The organism is Nocardia sp. NPDC052112 (genome assembly GCF_040680135.1).
GTDB lineage: Bacteria > Actinomycetota > Actinomycetes > Mycobacteriales > Mycobacteriaceae > Nocardia.
Window position 1 is genome coordinate 451147 of sequence record NZ_JBFAWD010000002.1, and the last position, 17299, is coordinate 468445.

The window sequence follows — 17299 nt, forward strand, 5'->3', positions numbered from 1 at the left end:
CGCTAAGTTACTGCCTGTTACTACCATTCAGTCAGCGCATGCTCCGTCTGAGTCGGCGCGGTTTGTGCCCGTGATGAGGAAAGTTGGGATGCAACGATGCACCCGAAGCTGAGACTGCGCCGGGCCCGGCCCTTGGCCTTGTTCGTTGCCACGGTCGTGGCCGCCATGATGTTGCCGGGCAGCGCATCGGCGGATCTGCAATCCGATATCGCCACCGCGGTTCAGGAATTCTTCGATATCGGCCGAACCTCGGTACCCCGGGCGGACTGCGGACCGGGGTCGATGCCGGAAACCGGACTGCAGGGCGATGTTCCGGCCGCCGACCGCGACAGTCGGCGCAGCACCCAGGGCTACAGCTGCAATGTGTCGATGGTCGGCAATTACGCCGGACGCGGCGCGGGCATCACGTCGACCAGCTTCGATCATTGCGCGTATATGGGATCGTTCTTCCCCGGCGATTTGATCAGCGAAGGCCGCGGCGTCCAGGTATTGGATGTCTCCGATCCGGCGCACCCGCGCCCTACGGTCACCCTGACCGAACCGGCAATGCTCGCGGGCACCTGGGAGAGCCTCAAGGTCAATACCGAGCGCAAACTGCTGGTCGGCACCGGTGTACCGGTCGGCGAGGGCGTCGGCTATTTGTCGGTCTACGACATTTCCGATTGCGCGTATCCGAAGTTGCTGAATCCGGGACCGGGCACGAATCTGCTGATGCCGCTGCCGATCACCACACACGAGGGCGGCTGGTCCCCCGACGGCCGCACCTACTGGGCCTCGGGCGTCGCACCCGGGTTCGTCAGCGCGGTCGATCTCACCGATCCGACCGACCCGCACGTTATCTGGCAGGGGCTGACCGGAATCGAGGCGCACGGCTTCGGCATCAGTCCGGACGGCAACCGCATGTACCTGTCCGCGCTCGGCGGATTCACCGTGCTCGATATCAGCGCGGTTCAGCGCCGCGATCCCACCCCGCAGGTCACCCATATCGGCCGCACCTTCTGGACCGACGGCTGGGCCACTCAGCACAGCATTCCGGTGACCTATGACGGCAAGCCCTATCTCTACACCGTCGACGAAGGCGGTTCCGGCGGCGTGAAGCTCATCGATATCTCCAACGACACCGCGCCGAAGGTCGCTGGGAAGGTGAAGCTGGAGATCAACCTCCTGCAGCACATCGACAGCAATATCGGCAGCTCGATGGGCGGTTCGGCCTTCGCCTACGAATCGCACTACTGTGCGGCCGACCGCCCGGACAACCCCACCGCACTCGCGTGCGGCTGGATCTCGTCCGGCATCAGGGTTTTCGACGTTCGGGACCCGCACGATATCCGCGAGATCGCCTACTTCAATCCGCCCGCACGGACCGGCCAGAACCTGAGCCTGTGGAATTCACCACACGCGTTGGCCTCGATCATCGGCGTACCCCTGATGAGCACACCGCCCGCCGTACGCGCGGTGTTGGAGGGGCAGTTCAATCCATGGGACGCGCTGACCCCGCGCACCGGCAACCTCGCCTTCGGTGACGTCTCCACCGATTGGTGCTTCTCGCCGCCGGAGTGGCGCGGCAATCAGCTGTATGTCGCCTGCTCCGATAACGGATTCATGGTGCTGCAACTGCAGAACGATGTGTATGCGGTGCCCGAGAATCAGCAATCGACCGTCGGATCGTAGCCGTGTCCCGCTGGTTCCGAATCGCGGCGCTCGCCTGCGCGGCATTCGTCCTGGTCGTGCTCGGGGCGGCGCTGCGCCCACTCGCGTTGCCCGAAAAGCATTCGGCCGAACCGGTTCTGAATGCGGTCGAGATCGGATTCGCGCAGGATATGACCGCACATCATCAGCAGGCGCTGATCATGGTGCAACGCTTGGATCGTGACGTGGACCCCGCCGTACTGCGTTTGGCACAACAGCTTTCGAATGCGCAGCGCATCGAGATCGGGACCATGCTCGGGTGGCTGCGGTTGGCCGATGCGTCGCCGCTGTCGTCGCATCCGATGGCGTGGATGCACGCGGATGCGGCCGCCGCACAACATCATCCGACCGCGGTGCCGTCGGCCGACGATGCGATGCCCGGTATGGCGACCACCGCCGAACTCGATGCCCTGGCCGCGGCCCGCGGCCACGACGCCGAAATCCTGTTCCTGCAATTGATGTTCCGCCATCACCAGGGCGGCCTGGCAATGGCTCGCGCCGCCGACGAACTGCTCACATCCGGCCCGGTCAAGGAAACCGTGCGCTCGATGTTCCAAAGCCAGAGCCAGGAAGTCGGAGTGATCAGCGTGCTGCTCACCCAACTCGGTGGTCGGGCCGCGCAGTAACGGTATGGTCGATCCAGATCGACGGCACAGGAAGGCTCGAGCGACACGTGATCCGGACCGAGACAGTCACCGTCCCCGAATACGTGCACGGATACCCCGGCGTCGCATTCGGCGGCTACGTCGCGGGTCTGCTGGCCGGACCATGCGAGGCGACCGAGATCCACGTCGACTTCCGCGCAAGGGTGCCGCTCGAGACCCCGATGTCATTGCGCCCCACCAGATCCGGTGGATATGCGGTGACCGGTGCCGACGGTGTGCTACTCGCCGAATCGACTCCAGCGGTGCTCACCATCGATCCGCCACCCGCCCCGAGTTGGGCAGACGCGAAGGCCGTCACCGACGCGGCGATGGTGTCGCGCCGTGTCACAGACTGCTACGGCTGCGGCGCCGCCTGCGCACCCGGCCGCGGCCTGCGCCTACTCACCTGGGACACACCGGATCATGACCTCGTCATCGCCGCCTGGATCCCCGATCCCGGTTTGGCCGACGAATCCGGCCGTCTGCCACCGGAAGTCGTCTGGTCGGCCCTCGACTGCCCCGGCGGCTGGACCGCCATGCGCAAACAGGGTATGGGCTTCGGCGGTGTCACCGCGGCTCTCACCGCCACCCAACTCCAGCCCATCTACCCCGACTCCCCCTATATCTCCTACGCCTGGCCGATCTCCCACGGGGGCCGCAAGCACATCGTCGGCATAGCCCTCGCCACCCCCTCCGGCGAGCTGTGCGCCGTGGCGGAGGCCCTCTGGATCCAACCCAAACCCTGAGATCAGGCGTTCTCGGTGAAGCGGTACCAGGGGCCGTGGAAGGGCCGGTATTCGGTGCCGCCCGGTCCGGCGGGGCCGATGCTCGGGGCACTGTCCGGGAAATAGGCGAAGCCTTCGGAATTGGTGGCTCCGCCGGTGACATAGAACAGGCAGGCGCCGTTGCGGCGGGTGATATAGGTGACGGTGTAGACGCCGAGCCGGGTGCGCTGGCCCGGGTTCGTACAGGCGGCAGCCTGATCTTCGAGGATCGGCCGGGACAGTCGCCAACCGGTGGTCTCGGGCACCTCGTACCACACCAACGCCGCGAGGGCGGCAATCAGCAGCGGCGCGGTCAGGCTGACGAGGACGGCGTGATAGCGGATCAGACCGACAATGGCGAATACGACCGCGACCAGGCCGACCACCGAAAGCCCCACCCACAGCAGCACTTTGCTCGGAAAGCTGCCCTGAGCAGCCAATTCCCAGCACAGCGCGGCACAAAGTAGCGCGATGACGGTGGTGATGGCACCCATCCACAGTTCGAACCACAACGGTGTCACTCGGGGGCTGCCGCTGCTCATGCCAAAGAAGATACGTCGATCCGCCCTGTCCCCGAAGGGAATCGGTTCACCGTGTGTGGAGATCTCGCACCGGGCAAAGGAAACCCCCGGCCTCGGCATCCCATCGAAGGGACCGGGACCGGGGGCGTCGTACCAGACGTTCGGCTCGGCTATTACAGCGGCGGGAAACCGGCCGAACCGGTGGCCATCCAGTTCCAGAACATCGCCGCGCGATTCACAACCAGGGCGAATACATCAAGGACAACGCTTCCCATAAACCTTCCTCACATCCGACTATCTCGTGCAGCGCCCAGGGTAACGGATCGTTATGTGGGTCGAAACCGGTCATCCGCCCCGTCAACGGCTGTCGTGTGGTACAGGAATCCCCCGCCCGGCACGCTCCCGGGCGGGGGATTCACGAGTTATTCAGACGCGCAACGGCTTAGACGCAAGCCAGCGCCTTGGCCTCGCGCCGACGCCGGTGCAGGATGGGCTCGGTGTACCCGTTCGGCTGTTTGGTGCCTTCCAGCACCAGCTCCTTCGCGGCCTGGAACGCGATGCTGCTCGCGAAGTCCGCCGCCATCGGCCGGTAATTCGGATCACCCGCATTCTGCTTGTCGACCACCGGTGCCATCCGCTGCAGGCTGGCCACCACCTCGTCGGCGGTCACCACGCCGTGGTGCAGCCAGTTCGCCATCAGCTGGCTCGAAATGCGCAGGGTCGCCCGGTCTTCCATGAGACCGACATCCCGGATATCGGGCACCTTGGAGCAGCCGACGCCCTGGTCGATCCAGCGCACCACGTAGCCGAGGATGCCCTGGGAGTTGTTGTCCAGCTCCTGTCGCTTCTCCTCCTCGGTCCAGTTCGGGGCGGCCGCGAGCGGGATCTCCAGGATCTGGTCGACGGTGGCGCGACGGCCACCAGCGGCGATCTCCTGCTGGCGCTCGAACACGTCCACCTGGTGGTAGTGCGTCGCATGCAGCGTAGCCGCGGTCGGCGAGGGGACCCAGGCGGTATTGGCGCCCGCACGCGGGTGACCGATCTTCTGCTCGAGCATGTCGTGCATCAGATCCGGCATGGCCCACATACCCTTACCGATCTGCGCCTTACCGGGCAGGCCGGCGGCCAGGCCGGTATCGACGTTCCAGTCCTCGTAGGACAGGATCCATTGCTGGGCCTTCATCTCGGCCTTGCGGACCATCGGCCCGGCCTCCATGGAGGTATGGATCTCGTCGCCGGTGCGATCCAGGAAGCCGGTGTTGATGAACACCACGCGCTCGGCGGCGGCCTGGATACAGGCCTTGAGGTTGACTGTGGTGCGACGCTCCTCGTCCATGATGCCGACCTTGAGGGTGTTGCGGGTCAGGCCGAGAACGTCCTCGATCCGGCCGAACAGCTCATTGGTGAAGGCAACCTCGTCCGGGCCGTGCATCTTCGGCTTCACGATGTAGACCGAGCCGGTGCGGCTGTTCTTCAGCTCCCTGTCACCGAGCAGGCTGTGCTTGGCGATCAGCGAGGTGATCAGGCCGTCCATGATGCCTTCGGGCACCTCATTGCCCTCGGCGTCGATGATCGCGTCGGAGGTCATCAGGTGACCGACATTGCGCACGAACAGCAGTGAACGGCCGTGCAGTACCAGTTCGCCGCCGCCGACCGCGGTGTAGACGCGGTCCGGGTTCATGGTGCGGATGAAGGTCTTCTCGCCCTTGGTGACCTTCTCGGCCAGCTCGCCCTTCATCAGGCCGAGCCAGTTGTGGTAGCAGAGCACCTTGTCCTCGGCGTCCACCGCGGCGACCGAATCCTCGAAGTCCATGATCGTGGTGACCGCGGACTCCAGCACCACATCCTTGACACCCGCCGGATCGGTCTTGCCGATCGGCGAGGCGGGGTCGATCTGGATGTCGACGTGCAAACCGTTGTGCTTCAACAGGATCGAGGTCGGCGAGGCCGGATCGCCCAGGTAGCCGACCAGTTCCGCGCCATCGGCGGCCAGCGTGGTGACCTCGTCGTTGCTCAGCGTGACCGCCAGCTTGCCGCCATCGATCGCATAATGCGTCGACGAGCGGTGCGAGCCGTTGGCCAGGGGCGCGGCGGTATCGAGGAACTTGCGTGCGAACTCGATCACGCGGCCACCGCGGACCGGGTTGTAGCCGGTGCCCTTCTCGCCGCCGTCGGCCTCGGAGATGGCGTCGGTGCCGTAGAGGGCGTCGTAGAGCGAGCCCCAGCGCGCATTCGCGGCATTGATCGCGAAGCGGGCGTTCATCACCGGCACCACCAGCTGGGGGCCCGCGGTGGTGGCGATTTCGGCGTCCACGTTCTCGGTGGCGATCTCGAAGTCGGCCGGTTCCGCACGCAGGTAGCCGATATCGCCGAGGAAGCTCTTGTACGCGGCCTTGTCATAGTTCGCGCCGGGGTGCTCGGCGTGCCAGGCATCGAGCTTGCCCTGGATCTCGTCGCGTTCGGCCAGCAGGGCGCGGTTGCGCGGAGCGAGGTCATTGATGACCTGCTCGGCTCCGGCCCAGAACGCGGCGGAATCTACGCCGGTTCCCGGGAGCGCCTCGTTCTCGATGAACTCGTGGAGAACGCTGGCCACCTGGAGCCCGCCGACCTGAATCCGCTCTGTCATCTACTGCCTCACTTTTGAGAAAGCCGGGTGGGAAAATCGCAACCAATGTTACCCATCGGTAGTGACATGACGGTGTGTCGGGGCCTTGATTGTATCGTTCGGCGGAATTAATGTACTGATTGGAACATTTACGGCCGCCGAAGCAATGGAGCGCAATGCCAGAACAGTCGTTAGCGGAGAAGGTCGCGCTGGTCACGGGCGGTAGCCGCGGGCTCGGGCGGGAGATGGTGCTCGCCTTCGCCGCGGCCGGTGCGGATGTGGTGATCGCCAGCCGCAAGTTGGACGGGTGCGTCGAGCTGGCCGATGAGGTGAAGAACACCCACGGTCGGCGCGCCTTGCCGGTGGCGTGCAATGTCAGCGATTGGGCCCAGTGCGATGCCCTGGTCGATGCTGCCTACGCGGAGTTCGGCAAGGTCGATGTGCTGGTCAACAACGCCGGGATGTCGCTGCTGTATCCGAGCCTGGATCAGGTGAGCGAGGCCATGTTCGACAAGGTCGTCGGGGTGAATCTCAAGGGGCCGTTCCGTTTGTCGACCTTGATCGGTACGCGCATGGTCGCCGCCGGTGGCGGGTCGATCATCAATATCTCGTCGATCGAGGCGGCGCGGCCCGAACCGCTCGCGATCCCCTATGCGGCCGCCAAGGCCGGATTGGCCAATCTCACCGGCGGACTCGCGCAGGGCTTCGCACCGTCGGTGCGGGTCAACACGATTCAATGCGGTCCGTTCGAGACCGATATTTCGAAGGCATGGCCCGATGAACTGCGGACGGAGCTGACACGACATATGGCCCTCGGGCGGGTCGGCCGCCCGCATGAGATCGTCGGCGCGGCACTGTACTTCGCGACCGATGCCTCGGCGTACTGCACCGGCGCCACCCTGGCACTGGACGGCGGTTGGCGATGAAGGCCCTGACCTACCAAGGACCACAACAGATCTCGTACGCCGAGGTCCCCGATCCCGCGCTGCCCGGCCGCGACGGGGCAATTGTTCGCGTGACCGCCGCCGGAATCTGCGGTAGTGATCTGCACATCTATGCCGGGCACGGCTTCACCGACGGAACCGGGTACAGCGTCGGACACGAGGCGGTCGGCGAGATCGTCGAATTGGGTTCGGATATCCGAGGATTCGCCGTCGGTGACCGCGTACTCGTCTCCGCGTCCGTCGGCTGCAACCGCTGCGCGAAGTGCAGGGCGGGCATCGTGGCGGCCTGCGAACGCCATCCGCTGCCCGCCGATGCCTGCTACGGATTGGGCGGAGCACTCGCGGGTGCGCAGGCGGAATTTCTCGCGGTCCCCCATGCCGAGGGGAATCTGGTGCGGCTGCCCGATACGGTCAGCGATGAAGCCGCGATCGTGCTCACCGATAATGCGCCGACCGCCTGGTACGGCGCGCGCCGCACCCGTATCGCACCGGGTGAAACCGTCGTGGTGATCGGACTCGGACCGGTCGGGCTGATGGCCGTGCAGTCGGCATTCGCGATGGGCGCGTCACGGGTGCTCGGTGTGGATCTGGTGGCCGAGCGCCGCAAGCGCGCCGCCGAATTGGGCGCGGAGGTGGTCGAATCCGACGAGCCCAAGGCCGTCATCCGCGAAATGCTCGGCGGCGGTGCGGATGTCGCCATCGAGGCGGTCGGCGCCGATACGACCATCAATCTCGCCATCAGCGCCGTCGGGCATCGGGGCCGGGTCGGCGTGGTCGGCGTCAGTCACAATCGAGCCTTCCCATTCCATATGCAGTTGGCGCAGGTCAAGGAGCTCGAATTCCATATCGGGCTCTGCTCGATCCAATACGAACTGCCGGCGCTGCTGCGGCTCACGTCGGCCGGGCGAATTCGGCCCGAAGCCGTTGTCACACATCGATTCCCGATGTCGAATGGCGCGAACGCCTATCGCATGTTCGCCGACCGGGCCGATGGGGTTTCCAAGGTCGTGCTGGATCCGCGCAAATGACCGCGGCATCGGACCGCGATTCGATGCGGGGCGGGCCCGAATCGGCGCCGCCTCGTCGTCGTGGGCGTCCACCGGCCGCGGAGACCACCGCCGAGGCAACCAGGGCGCGCATCGTCGCGGCCGCGGTGGAGTTGTTCGCGGACCAGGGGTTCCACGGCACCGGCGTCGCCGAAATCGGTGATCGGGCCGGAGTACAGCGGGGGGCGCTGTACTACCACATCGGTTCCAAGGAAGAACTGCTCTGGCAGATCCTGCGCGATTACATCCAGCTCATGCTCACCGACGCACAGCGGATCGCGCGCAGCACCGACGATCCGATCGTCAAGTTGCGCAAGCTGATCCACAGCCACGTCGGACTGATCATCGAGCATCGCCGCGAGGTCGCCATCCAATTGCGCGACGTCACCGCACTGACCGGCGGCCGCGGCGAAGAACTGCAGGAAATGCGCGACGAGGTACAGGCCTGCTGGCAACGTGTCATCGACGCGGGCCACACGTCAGGTCTGCTGCGCACCGACGACCACGTGGTCACCAACAGTGTGCTCGGCATGCTGAACATGGTCACCTTCTGGTACCGCCCGCAGGGCGGGCACTCGCCCGACGAAATCGCCGACATCCTCGCGTCCACCATTCTCGACGGCATTACCGACACGAAAGGCTGACCATGGCTTGGGATTTCGAAACCGACCCGGAATATCAGCAGAAGTTGGACTGGGCCGCGGAGTTCGTCCGCACCGAGGTCGAGCCCCTCGATCTGCTCTACCCGAATCCCTACGACCGCACCGATACCGAGGCGATGGCGCTGATGCGGCCGCTGCAGGAGAAGGTGAAGGAACAGGGACTGTGGGCCTGTCACCTCGGACCGGAGCTGGGCGGCCCCGGCTACGGGCAGCTGAAACTCGGCCTGCTCAACGAGGTGCTCGGCACCTCGGTGTGGGCGCCGTCGGCATTCGGTTGCCAGGCACCGGATTCCGGTAACGCCGAAATCCTCGCACACTACGGCACCCCGGAGCAGCAGGCCAAGTATCTGGAGCCGCTGCTGGCCGGTGAGATCGGCTCCTGTTATGTCATGACCGAGCCGACCGGCGGCTCGGATCCGACGCTGTTCAAGACCCGCGCGGTGCGCGACGGCGACTCCTGGGTCATCAATGGCGAGAAGTGGTTCAACTCGAACGCGCAGTTCGCCAGCTTCCATATCGTCATGGTGGTCACGAATCCGGACGTCAGTCCGTACCAGGGCATGTCGATGTTCATCGTGCCCGCCGACACCCCCGGTCTGGAAATCGTCAAGAACTTCCACGTGCACGGTTTCAGCGAACACGAGGGACATCTGCGCTTCACCGATGTCCGGGTACCCGCCGACCACCTACTCGGCCAGGAGGGGATGGGTTTCATCGTCGCGCAGACCCGCCTCGGCGGCGGTCGGGTGCACCATGCCATGCGCACAGTCGCTCTGGTGCGCAAGGCCTTCGACATGATGGCCGAACGCGCCGTCTCGCGGCCGATGCGCAAGGGGCCACTCGCGGGGCTGCAGATGACCCAGGAACGCATCGCCGACAGCTGGATCGAGATGGAACAGTTCCGCCTGCTCGTCCTGCGCACCGCCTGGCGTATCGATAAGGAGCAGGACTATCTGAAGGTGCGCAAGGACATTGCCGCCATCAAGGTGGCCATGCCGAAGGTGATGCACGATATCGCCCAGCGCGCACTGCATCTGCATGGCGCCATCGGTGTCAGCCAGGACCTGCCGTTTGTCGACATGATGAACTACGCCGAGGTCATGGCGATCGCCGATGGCCCCACCGAGGTCCACAAGATCACCCTCGCCAAGGAAGTGCTGAAGGATTACACCCCCGGCGACCCGGTGTACCCGAGCGGCTACCGTCCCACCCTGCGCGAACAGGCCCGCGAACTGGTGGCCCGTCGCCTCGAGCACATTGTCGGCAACCTCTGAAAATCGCGGCGCTTACTGGGCGGCGGTCACCGGGTGGACGCTGAGGGTGCAGGTGTCGATCGTGGTGCTGACCGCGTGCGTGTCGGTGGTATTCGGTGCGGTGACCAGAAGCCCCGTATACGTGGAACATTGGTTGCCTTCCGCGTCGACCGCGCCGCCCTCGACCACTGCCTCGGCATTGTGGTCGTGGTCCAGCACAACGGTCGGCGGGGTATCCACATCCGCAGGGAGACCGCCCATATAGCCGCGCAAGGTGCGCTCGGCATGCAGGAGCGGCCCGCCGGGCCCGGTATCGACGCCCGGATATCCGGCCAGTACGCACGCACCGCTGGCACCCACGACCGAGAAACGCACGCGCACACCGCGGTGACCCGCGCCGGGCGACATCTTCTCGACGCCGATGATGAGTTGGCTGCCGACGCACGGCGGTATCGGCGGCAACGGCGAAACCGGTTCGCCGGTCGACGGCTGAGCCATCGTCGGTTGGTTCGTGCCCGCATGGCTCGTGCCTGCCTCGCTCGGCCCGGCAACCCGGGTTCCGGCGCTGGTCGGGACCGCGCTGGTACCCGCGGCCTTACCCTGGCCGTCATCACCACCCGCGCATCCGGCCAACGCGAGAACCACGCAGGAGCCCAGCGGCACTAGATATTTCACCGTCGAGATCGACATCGGTACACATCCCTTGCGTATTCGATTCGAACTGGTGCCCCCACCGATTCGTTGCGGACGCCACTTCCGGAACTCCCCATTCGACACGTGGTCCCCCGAGCGGACGGGCCTGTCGAGCTGTCTATCGGCCGCACTCACCGAACGTTATCGGTGCATACCTGGATAACCAGGTCTAACGTGGATGCTCGGAGGTAACCGAGTGATCGCGTACGAGGTACGGCGGGTGCACAGCTGCGAATTCTGTGGCACCGACGACCAGCGCGTCGGCACCGACAGTTCCTTGGACCGGGCGAAGTCGATCGCCGAACGCGACGCTGGTCTCACCATGGCATGGGCTTGGTTCACCGTTGACGGTGAGTGGCCACTCTGCGCCGATCCCGGGGACGGCGTCTACCGCTACTACATCTACGCGCGAGGCGACGCGTGACGGTCACGAGGCGCGTGCGGCCGGATCCGAATATCGCGCAACCAGACTCAGCTGTAGCACCGACGGTATCCGCCGGGTGAGCGCCGTCCGCCCGGCGAATTCCGCTCGGCCGGTGCACATTGCGTGCGAGCGCGGAATGCGCCCGAGCCACACCTGGTACAGCGACTCGACATCGGAGCTGATGGTGACATCGACCTGGTAGCCGGAATCGGCATCGCATACCGAAGGCACACCCGATTCGATGACGATCCAATAGCGGCGCAAGTCGTCGCTGCCCACCTTGTCGATCAGTCCGGCGCGCTCGAATTGGCGCAGCCGCTTGGCGAGCAGACTGCGCGAAAGGCCGGGCAGGCCGCGTGCCAGATCGTTGAAGCGGGTGGTGCCGATGAGCAGATCGCGCAGGATCAGCGGCGACCAGCGCTCGCCGAGCACATCGAGTGCACGCGACATCCACGGCTGCCTGTGCCCCCCGGCTGCCACGGGCCGAGCAGAGGCGATTCACCGGTCGAGTTCTGTTGGGCCGCACGCCGATCGGTTGACCCGACCGTCTCGAAGGGCGATGCTCGAAGTCGGGACGCGCGCCGGCCTGGCAGGGTTCAATAGATGCTCACACGATGATGCACGGGAGGGAGTCATTGGTGTCCTGATCACCACCACAACCGTGGACGAGGCGGTGACTGCCCCTCGGACACGATGAAGGAGCCGCGCACCCCCTCGCCCGCGGCTCCTTCATCCCCGTGGCAACGGGCGAATCGTCGGCATTGCCGCATTGTGTAAAAATGTTCGGCGTATGTCATGGGGTGTCCCCGCATAAATCCCTGGTCAGACCGTACGGTTGTCTCCGACGCGACGACAGGCAGTCGCGTACGGCCCCCGGCCGCTTCGGAACTAGCAACACCGAGGTGTGGACCATGCTTATGCGCAAGATGATCGGCGCCGTGGCGGGAACCGTCATGGTAGGTGCGGTGGGCGCCGTCGGCGGCGCCGGCCCGACAACGGCGGCCCCCGGTGGCTGCCCCGACCTTTATGTCGTGGCGATACCGGGCACGTGGGAGACCTCCGATACCAATCCCGGCGAGGGCATGCTGGCGAGCGTCACCGATAACCTGCCGCGAAATACCCGCACCGACTACGTGACCTACGCGGCGACCGCCTTCCCCTGGGAGACCGATGTTTACGGCCGGTCCAAGCGACAGGCCATCGATAATGCCCGCGGCCTGGTCATGGGCATGGCCCAGGAGTGCGCCGAGACCAGGATCGCGTTGATCGGCTACAGCCAGGGCGCGGATGCGGCGGGCGATCTGGCCGCCGAAATCGGCACCGGACTGAGTCCCATTCGGCCCGAACGCATCGCCGCGGTCGGTCTCATCTCGGATCCGCGCCGCTCCCCGACCGACGCACTCATCGGTCCGCCGGTCGAAGGCGCCGGTGCCGGCGGCCCGCGCATCGGCGGCTTCGGCTTCCTCACCCAGCAGACCCGGACCATCTGCGCCATCGGTGACCTCTACTGCGCCGCACCGCCCACCGACTTCGCGACCCGCGCCGCCGGATTCCTGGCCCAGGCCTCCGATCCGGACCCGGCCCAGCTGTGGCGCTATCAGCAGGAAGCGTTCGCGATCTTCAACGACCTGATGGCGACCGGGGTGGCCCCGCTCGTCCAGAACCAGCTCGCCGATCCGGAGATGAACGAGCGCAAGCGGGAATTCGAGCGGTTCTATAATTCGTTCGTACATCAGAACTATCCGACGTACGTCGTGGATTCCACCGGGGCCACCGCCACCTCGTGGCTGCGTCGGTGGCTGATCGGGCTGGCCTGAAAAACCCGTCGCCAGCGGCGGGTGCGCTGTGCCACCATGGATTTCGATGATGATCACCCGATTCCGCGGGTGCTCACGAGCATGGGGAAGGAGGCGGCGGCCATGTCCATTGTCGTATCGAGCCCGCGTCGGTATGACGCGGGCGTCGAGCAGGGACCGCGCCGCCTCTCGGCCGGTAACTGACCGACCCTCGCTTTCCGAATCCGCTCGCTCTCTCGAAACATGGTGACTCCCATGATGTTCCACCGTGCCACCGATCCGGTGGTGTCGACCGTCGACAACTGGATACACACCCGGGTACTGGTGCTGAACGCCAGCTACGAGGCGCTCACGGAGATCAGTGCCGACCGGGCCGTGGTGCTGCTCATGGGCGGCGCCGCCGAGTCGATCGCGGATCGGGAGCCGCTTTTCCCGATTCGGTCCAAGCACCTCGAGCTCGCGCTGCCGGAGACGATTCGGCTGCTGCGGTACGTGTACCTCGACCAGGTGACGCGAGTACACGATGGCAGTCGCGCGACGCTGGCCGGTGTGCTGCGCCGGGACAACCACCGGTGCGGATACTGCGCGTCCTGGGCACGGACCGTCGACCACATCCGGCCCCGCAGCCGCGGCGGCCCGAACACCTGGGACAACCTGATCGCCGCCTGCGCACCCTGCAACTCGAGCAAGGCCGACCGCACGCCGGAGGAGGCGGGTATGCGGTTGCTGTGGCAGCCGAAGGCGCCCGACCACCTGGCCAAGCGCCAGCAGCGGATCTGGAAGCAACTGGCCGCCACCTGAGCCGAGAGAGAAAGGAGAAGGCTCGAAATGACCGTCGAATTGGAGACCAGCGCACTTGTCGATCTGACCGACCTGCTCCCGCTCTCGGATTCCCGAGAGTGGCATCGGGCGGCCTGCCGCGGTGATCCGAATCACGAGGCGTGGTTCCCGTACCCTTCGCAGGACTTCGAGTATGCGCGCGGAGTCTGCGCGAGTTGCCCTATCCGGGATGCCTGCGGTGAATTCGCCGCGCGCACCGGACAGTCCGGGGTTTGGGGCGGCCACGAGTTCGACCGCGGACGGATGATCCGACCCTAGGCGGACGTTCGCGCCACGCCGTGCCGGTGCGCCGCACCGGACACACCGGTACGGCAAATCTCGCGTGAACATACACTGAGGACCGTGGGCACACATCGCAGCGGAACCAGGTCCCGGGGCGTCAGCAAAGGTCCGGTTATCGCAGTGATCGCCGTTCTGCTGCTGGTCGCGGCGGTCTTCGCGTTTCTTCAACTCAGTGATCGCGCCGCGAACCGTGACAAGTCGGCCGCGGCGGAATGCAAGGAGGGCGCGTCGACGCTGTTCGTGACGGTCGATCCGGATATCGCCGATCCGGTGCGGACCGCGGCAGAGCACTACAACGCGACCAATCCGAAGGTGCGCGATCATTGCGCGAAAGTGGTGGTGACGACCCAGCCGTCGGCGGCGATCGTCGCCGGGTTCACCGCGGGCAAGGCGTGGAACGGTGCGCTCGGTCCGCAGCCGGGGCTGTGGATCGCCGATTCGATGCGGTCCATCGAATCCATGCGGGTGCCCGGCCTGATCGAGGGCACGCCCGCGCCGGTCGCGATGAGTCCGATCGTGGTCGCGGTGCCCGAGGATCTGCGCATCGCGCTCGAGCAGGCCAAGATCACTTGGGCGGATTTGCCACGGCTGCAACAGGGTTCGCTGGATGAGCTCGGGCTGTCCGGATGGGGCGGACTGCGGATGGCGCTGCCGACCGGGGATGCCACACTTGCAGTCGCGGCTGCCGTCGGCTCCGCGGTGTCAGGGACCGATCCGCTTACCGACGAGGTCGCACAGTCCGGTCAGGTCGTCGCCGCGATCTCCGGGCTCGCCGCGAAGGCACCGCAGACGGCGGACACCACGGCCGCATTGGCCGCGATCGGTGGGTCGAATTCGCCCATACATGCGGTAGCCGCTACCGAGCAGCAACTGAAGGCTCTTGGCGGTACGTCGGCATTCCGGCCCGCGGGGACCGCCCCGGTCGCCGACCATCCCGCGGCGCTGATGTCCGGAGCTTGGGTGGACAAGACCCAGAATCTGATCGCATCGCTGTTCGCCGACTACTTGCGCGCACCGCAACAGTCCGCGGCGTTCACCGCCGCCGGATTCGCCGCCGCACCGGCCATCGCCGCACCCGCGCCGTCACGTACCGCGCTGGACAAGGTCCGTGCCACCCTTGCCAATCCTGTTCTCGGCGTGCAGGCTACGGTGCTGCTCGACGTTTCGTCCTCGATGGGCAATAGCGACGGATCCGCCACCCGGCTCTCGAATGCCCTCGGCGCAATTCGCTCCACGATGAATGTGATGCCACCGGACTTCGGACTCGGTGTATGGACGTTCGGCAAGAACCTGGACGGGACAACGCCGTACAAGATCCAAACACCCACCGCACCACTGAATAATCAGCAGCGCACCGCATTGGATACGGCGCTGGAGGCGGTGCAGTCCACCGAATCCCGCACCGACCAGGCGTATCCGTCACTGATCGCCGCCTATCGGTCGGCTGTTCGCGGATATACCGCGGGGCTGACCAATTCGGTTCTGCTCATCACCGACGGCCCGGATGACGACTCCACCACCACCGGAGCGAAACTGCTCACCGATCTGACCTCGGCCGCCGATCCGGCCCACCCGGTTCGCATCGATGTGATCGTCATCGGCGGCAATGGCACGGAAACCCTGCAGTCCGCCGCGCAGCGAACCGGCGGGACGTACACGCGGCTGCCGACCTCGGATGACATCAGCTTCGGGACCGCGGTGATGCATGCGTTGACGACGCCGTGAGGACGATCGCACGCTCCGCGACCATGGTTGAACCAGATCGCGCCATCCGCCGGTCGTCAGTCCGTATCGTGCGCCGGAGATTTCGATACGCCAGGCACGCCAGGTCCGCCGCGGGCGTTCGGCGCGCGATCGCCCCCTTGGCGAGTTCCCGGTCCGGTCGACGACGAGGTAATTCGGTTGGCCGTGGCGCCGATCTACTACCGCCCGTTCATCATTTGCGAGCCGGTGACCACGCAAGACACCCTCCGCGCGGCCCATACCGCGCGGGCCGGCGCACGCGCCTGCGGCACTCTGACGGCCGATCGGGGCACAGCGGTGCGCCTCGCAATGCAATGATGACCCGGTGACTTCCTGGCTTCCGCTTCTCAGCTCGCTCATCGTCGCCGCCGCGGCGCTAATCGGCGTCCTGATCAACAACCGGACGAATCGCAACGCGATCACCGCGGCCGACGAGCGCAACCGGACCACACTCGATGCCGCACAGCGCAATATCGAGACGACCAACGCCGCCGTGCAACGCAACATCGACAACGCGAACGCCGCAGCCGAACGCCGCGAACAGGACAGATGGCGACGCGAGTCGGTTCTCACCGCGATCTCCTCGGTACTGCTCTCCGCCGCCGACGTCCGCCAAACCCTGTGGGACACCCTCGATTGGAAGGCCGAATCCGTCGAGGAGGTGGACAGTTTCGGCAAGGAGGTACACCAGAGCATCTCCGCGTCCAACCGCTACATCACCCGACTCCGCGTCCTGTCGAACCCCAAGATCCCGCATCGGTGCGAAGATCTCCTGCGTACCCTCACCGCAGCCGAGAGCATCACCGTGCAACGCCTCAAGGTCGAACTCGATCAGGAAGCGACCATGGACGATGTCAACGCGATCCGCGCACTGTGGCACAAGGCAATCGCCAATACCGTCCAAGACGAACGCGCTGTTATCGACGCGACGCGCTCGGAACTGGGCATCGAAGCCCTCAGCGAGATCCCGGAACTCGAAACCGAGGCAGCTCCGGAACCGGCGTAATCCCGCGTGGGGCGGCTCAGACTCTGGTCGGAAAGGCGCAGCGGATCGCGCGGACCAGACAAACCCGCTGCCCCACAACAAGATCGCGCGCCTTCTCGCCCGGATGAACCATCAGGCCCCTCCCTCGATTCACCGCCGAACTCGGCCTGACCGATTCGGCCTGCGACCGCATACGACACAATCGACGCCATCTCGGACCGGGACGGCACTCTTGGATTCCCGCGGCGCAGAACGACCGCGGCCGTCGCGGTCCCGCCTGCGTCCGGAAAGTGCGCAGCGCCGTCTCGCGCCCCGGGTGGTGCCCGCCGCGATCTGACTACGGCGCCGGTTGGGAATCCATGCGTGACAGCGTGGGCAGCGAGGGCGGCTGGCCAGATCTGGCCAGTA

18 protein-coding genes are annotated in these 17299 nt (G+C 65.8%); 14 read left to right on the plus strand and 4 right to left on the minus strand.

The window, feature by feature from the left end:
- Nucleotides 1–96 precede the first annotated feature (96 nt).
- Genes AB0L58_RS05455 through AB0L58_RS05465 form a run of 3 tightly spaced genes read left to right on the plus strand, consistent with a single transcriptional unit; the run spans nt 97 to nt 3079 of the window.
- Nucleotides 97–1671: a hypothetical protein gene (locus AB0L58_RS05455; RefSeq protein WP_364381461.1), complete on the plus strand. Its 1575-nt coding sequence runs from the start codon at nt 97–99 to the stop codon at nt 1669–1671.
- Between the two features lie 2 nt (nt 1672–1673).
- Complete coding sequence (locus AB0L58_RS05460) at nt 1674–2315, plus strand: DUF305 domain-containing protein (RefSeq protein ID WP_364381463.1); 642 nt, start codon at nt 1674–1676, stop codon at nt 2313–2315.
- Between the two features lie 47 nt (nt 2316–2362).
- A complete protein-coding gene (locus tag AB0L58_RS05465; RefSeq protein ID WP_364381465.1) occupies nt 2363–3079 on the plus strand; it encodes a hypothetical protein in 717 nt (238 codons plus the stop codon).
- Between the two features lie 2 nt (nt 3080–3081).
- On the opposite strand, the gene AB0L58_RS05470 is transcribed toward AB0L58_RS05465, so the two are convergent.
- Nucleotides 3082–3639 carry a hypothetical protein gene (locus AB0L58_RS05470; protein WP_364381468.1) on the minus strand — a complete coding sequence of 186 codons (558 nt, stop codon included), beginning with the start codon at nt 3637–3639 and terminating at the stop codon, nt 3082–3084.
- A gap of 421 nt (nt 3640–4060) precedes the next feature.
- Entirely contained in the window at nt 4061–6244 is a 2184-nt protein-coding gene (locus AB0L58_RS05475) for a malate synthase G (protein ID WP_364381471.1), read from the minus strand.
- Nucleotides 6245–6399: 155 nt separating this feature from the next.
- Here AB0L58_RS05475 and AB0L58_RS05480 point away from each other — a divergent pair, with 155 nt between their 5' ends.
- Genes AB0L58_RS05480 through AB0L58_RS05495 form a run of 4 tightly spaced genes read left to right on the plus strand, consistent with a single transcriptional unit; the run spans nt 6400 to nt 10149 of the window.
- A complete protein-coding gene (locus AB0L58_RS05480) occupies nt 6400–7149 on the plus strand; it encodes a glucose 1-dehydrogenase (protein ID WP_364381474.1) in 750 nt (249 codons plus the stop codon).
- A complete protein-coding gene (locus AB0L58_RS05485) occupies nt 7146–8195 on the plus strand; it encodes an alcohol dehydrogenase catalytic domain-containing protein (RefSeq protein WP_364381477.1) in 1050 nt (349 codons plus the stop codon). The genes AB0L58_RS05480 and AB0L58_RS05485 overlap by 4 nt, the downstream gene beginning before the upstream one ends.
- On the plus strand, nt 8192–8857 hold the full coding sequence (locus AB0L58_RS05490; protein ID WP_364381480.1) for a TetR/AcrR family transcriptional regulator: 666 nt from the start codon (nt 8192–8194) through the stop codon (nt 8855–8857). The genes AB0L58_RS05485 and AB0L58_RS05490 overlap by 4 nt, the downstream gene beginning before the upstream one ends.
- 2 nt (nt 8858–8859) lie before the next feature.
- Entirely contained in the window at nt 8860–10149 is a 1290-nt protein-coding gene (locus AB0L58_RS05495; protein WP_364381483.1) for an acyl-CoA dehydrogenase family protein, read from the plus strand.
- Nucleotides 10150–10161: 12 nt separating this feature from the next.
- On the opposite strand, the gene AB0L58_RS05500 is transcribed toward AB0L58_RS05495, so the two are convergent.
- Nucleotides 10162–10818 (minus strand): DUF4232 domain-containing protein, encoded by a 657-nt coding sequence (locus AB0L58_RS05500; protein WP_364381486.1) that lies wholly within the window; start codon nt 10816–10818, stop codon nt 10162–10164.
- Between the two features lie 199 nt (nt 10819–11017).
- Between AB0L58_RS05500 and AB0L58_RS05505 the strand changes: the two genes are divergently transcribed.
- Nucleotides 11018–11245, plus strand: coding sequence for a hypothetical protein (locus AB0L58_RS05505; RefSeq protein WP_364381489.1), 228 nt, complete (start codon nt 11018–11020; stop codon nt 11243–11245).
- 3 nt (nt 11246–11248) lie between these two features.
- Here AB0L58_RS05505 and AB0L58_RS05510 read toward each other — a convergent pair whose 3' ends face one another.
- Nucleotides 11249–11695 carry a helix-turn-helix domain-containing protein gene (locus AB0L58_RS05510; RefSeq protein ID WP_364381492.1) on the minus strand — a complete coding sequence of 149 codons (447 nt, stop codon included), beginning with the start codon at nt 11693–11695 and terminating at the stop codon, nt 11249–11251.
- Between the two features lie 503 nt (nt 11696–12198).
- Between AB0L58_RS05510 and AB0L58_RS05515 the strand changes: the two genes are divergently transcribed.
- From AB0L58_RS05515 to AB0L58_RS05540, 6 genes are all read left to right on the plus strand, one after another.
- Nucleotides 12199–13062, plus strand: a complete 864-nt coding sequence (locus AB0L58_RS05515) for a cutinase family protein (RefSeq protein ID WP_364381793.1) — start codon at nt 12199–12201, stop codon at nt 13060–13062.
- 36 nt (nt 13063–13098) lie between these two features.
- On the plus strand, nt 13099–13245 hold the full coding sequence (locus AB0L58_RS05520) for a hypothetical protein (protein ID WP_364381495.1): 147 nt from the start codon (nt 13099–13101) through the stop codon (nt 13243–13245).
- A 54-nt stretch (nt 13246–13299) separates the two neighbouring features.
- Nucleotides 13300–13842 (plus strand): HNH endonuclease, encoded by a 543-nt coding sequence (locus tag AB0L58_RS05525; protein WP_364381796.1) that lies wholly within the window; start codon nt 13300–13302, stop codon nt 13840–13842.
- Nucleotides 13843–13869: 27 nt separating this feature from the next.
- Nucleotides 13870–14139 (plus strand): WhiB family transcriptional regulator, encoded by a 270-nt coding sequence (locus AB0L58_RS05530; protein ID WP_364381498.1) that lies wholly within the window; start codon nt 13870–13872, stop codon nt 14137–14139.
- An 84-nt stretch (nt 14140–14223) separates the two neighbouring features.
- Entirely contained in the window at nt 14224–15888 is a 1665-nt protein-coding gene (locus AB0L58_RS05535; RefSeq protein WP_364381501.1) for a substrate-binding domain-containing protein, read from the plus strand.
- Between the two features lie 343 nt (nt 15889–16231).
- On the plus strand, nt 16232–16912 hold the full coding sequence (locus AB0L58_RS05540) for a hypothetical protein (RefSeq protein WP_364381504.1): 681 nt from the start codon (nt 16232–16234) through the stop codon (nt 16910–16912).
- Nucleotides 16913–17299 lie beyond the last annotated feature (387 nt).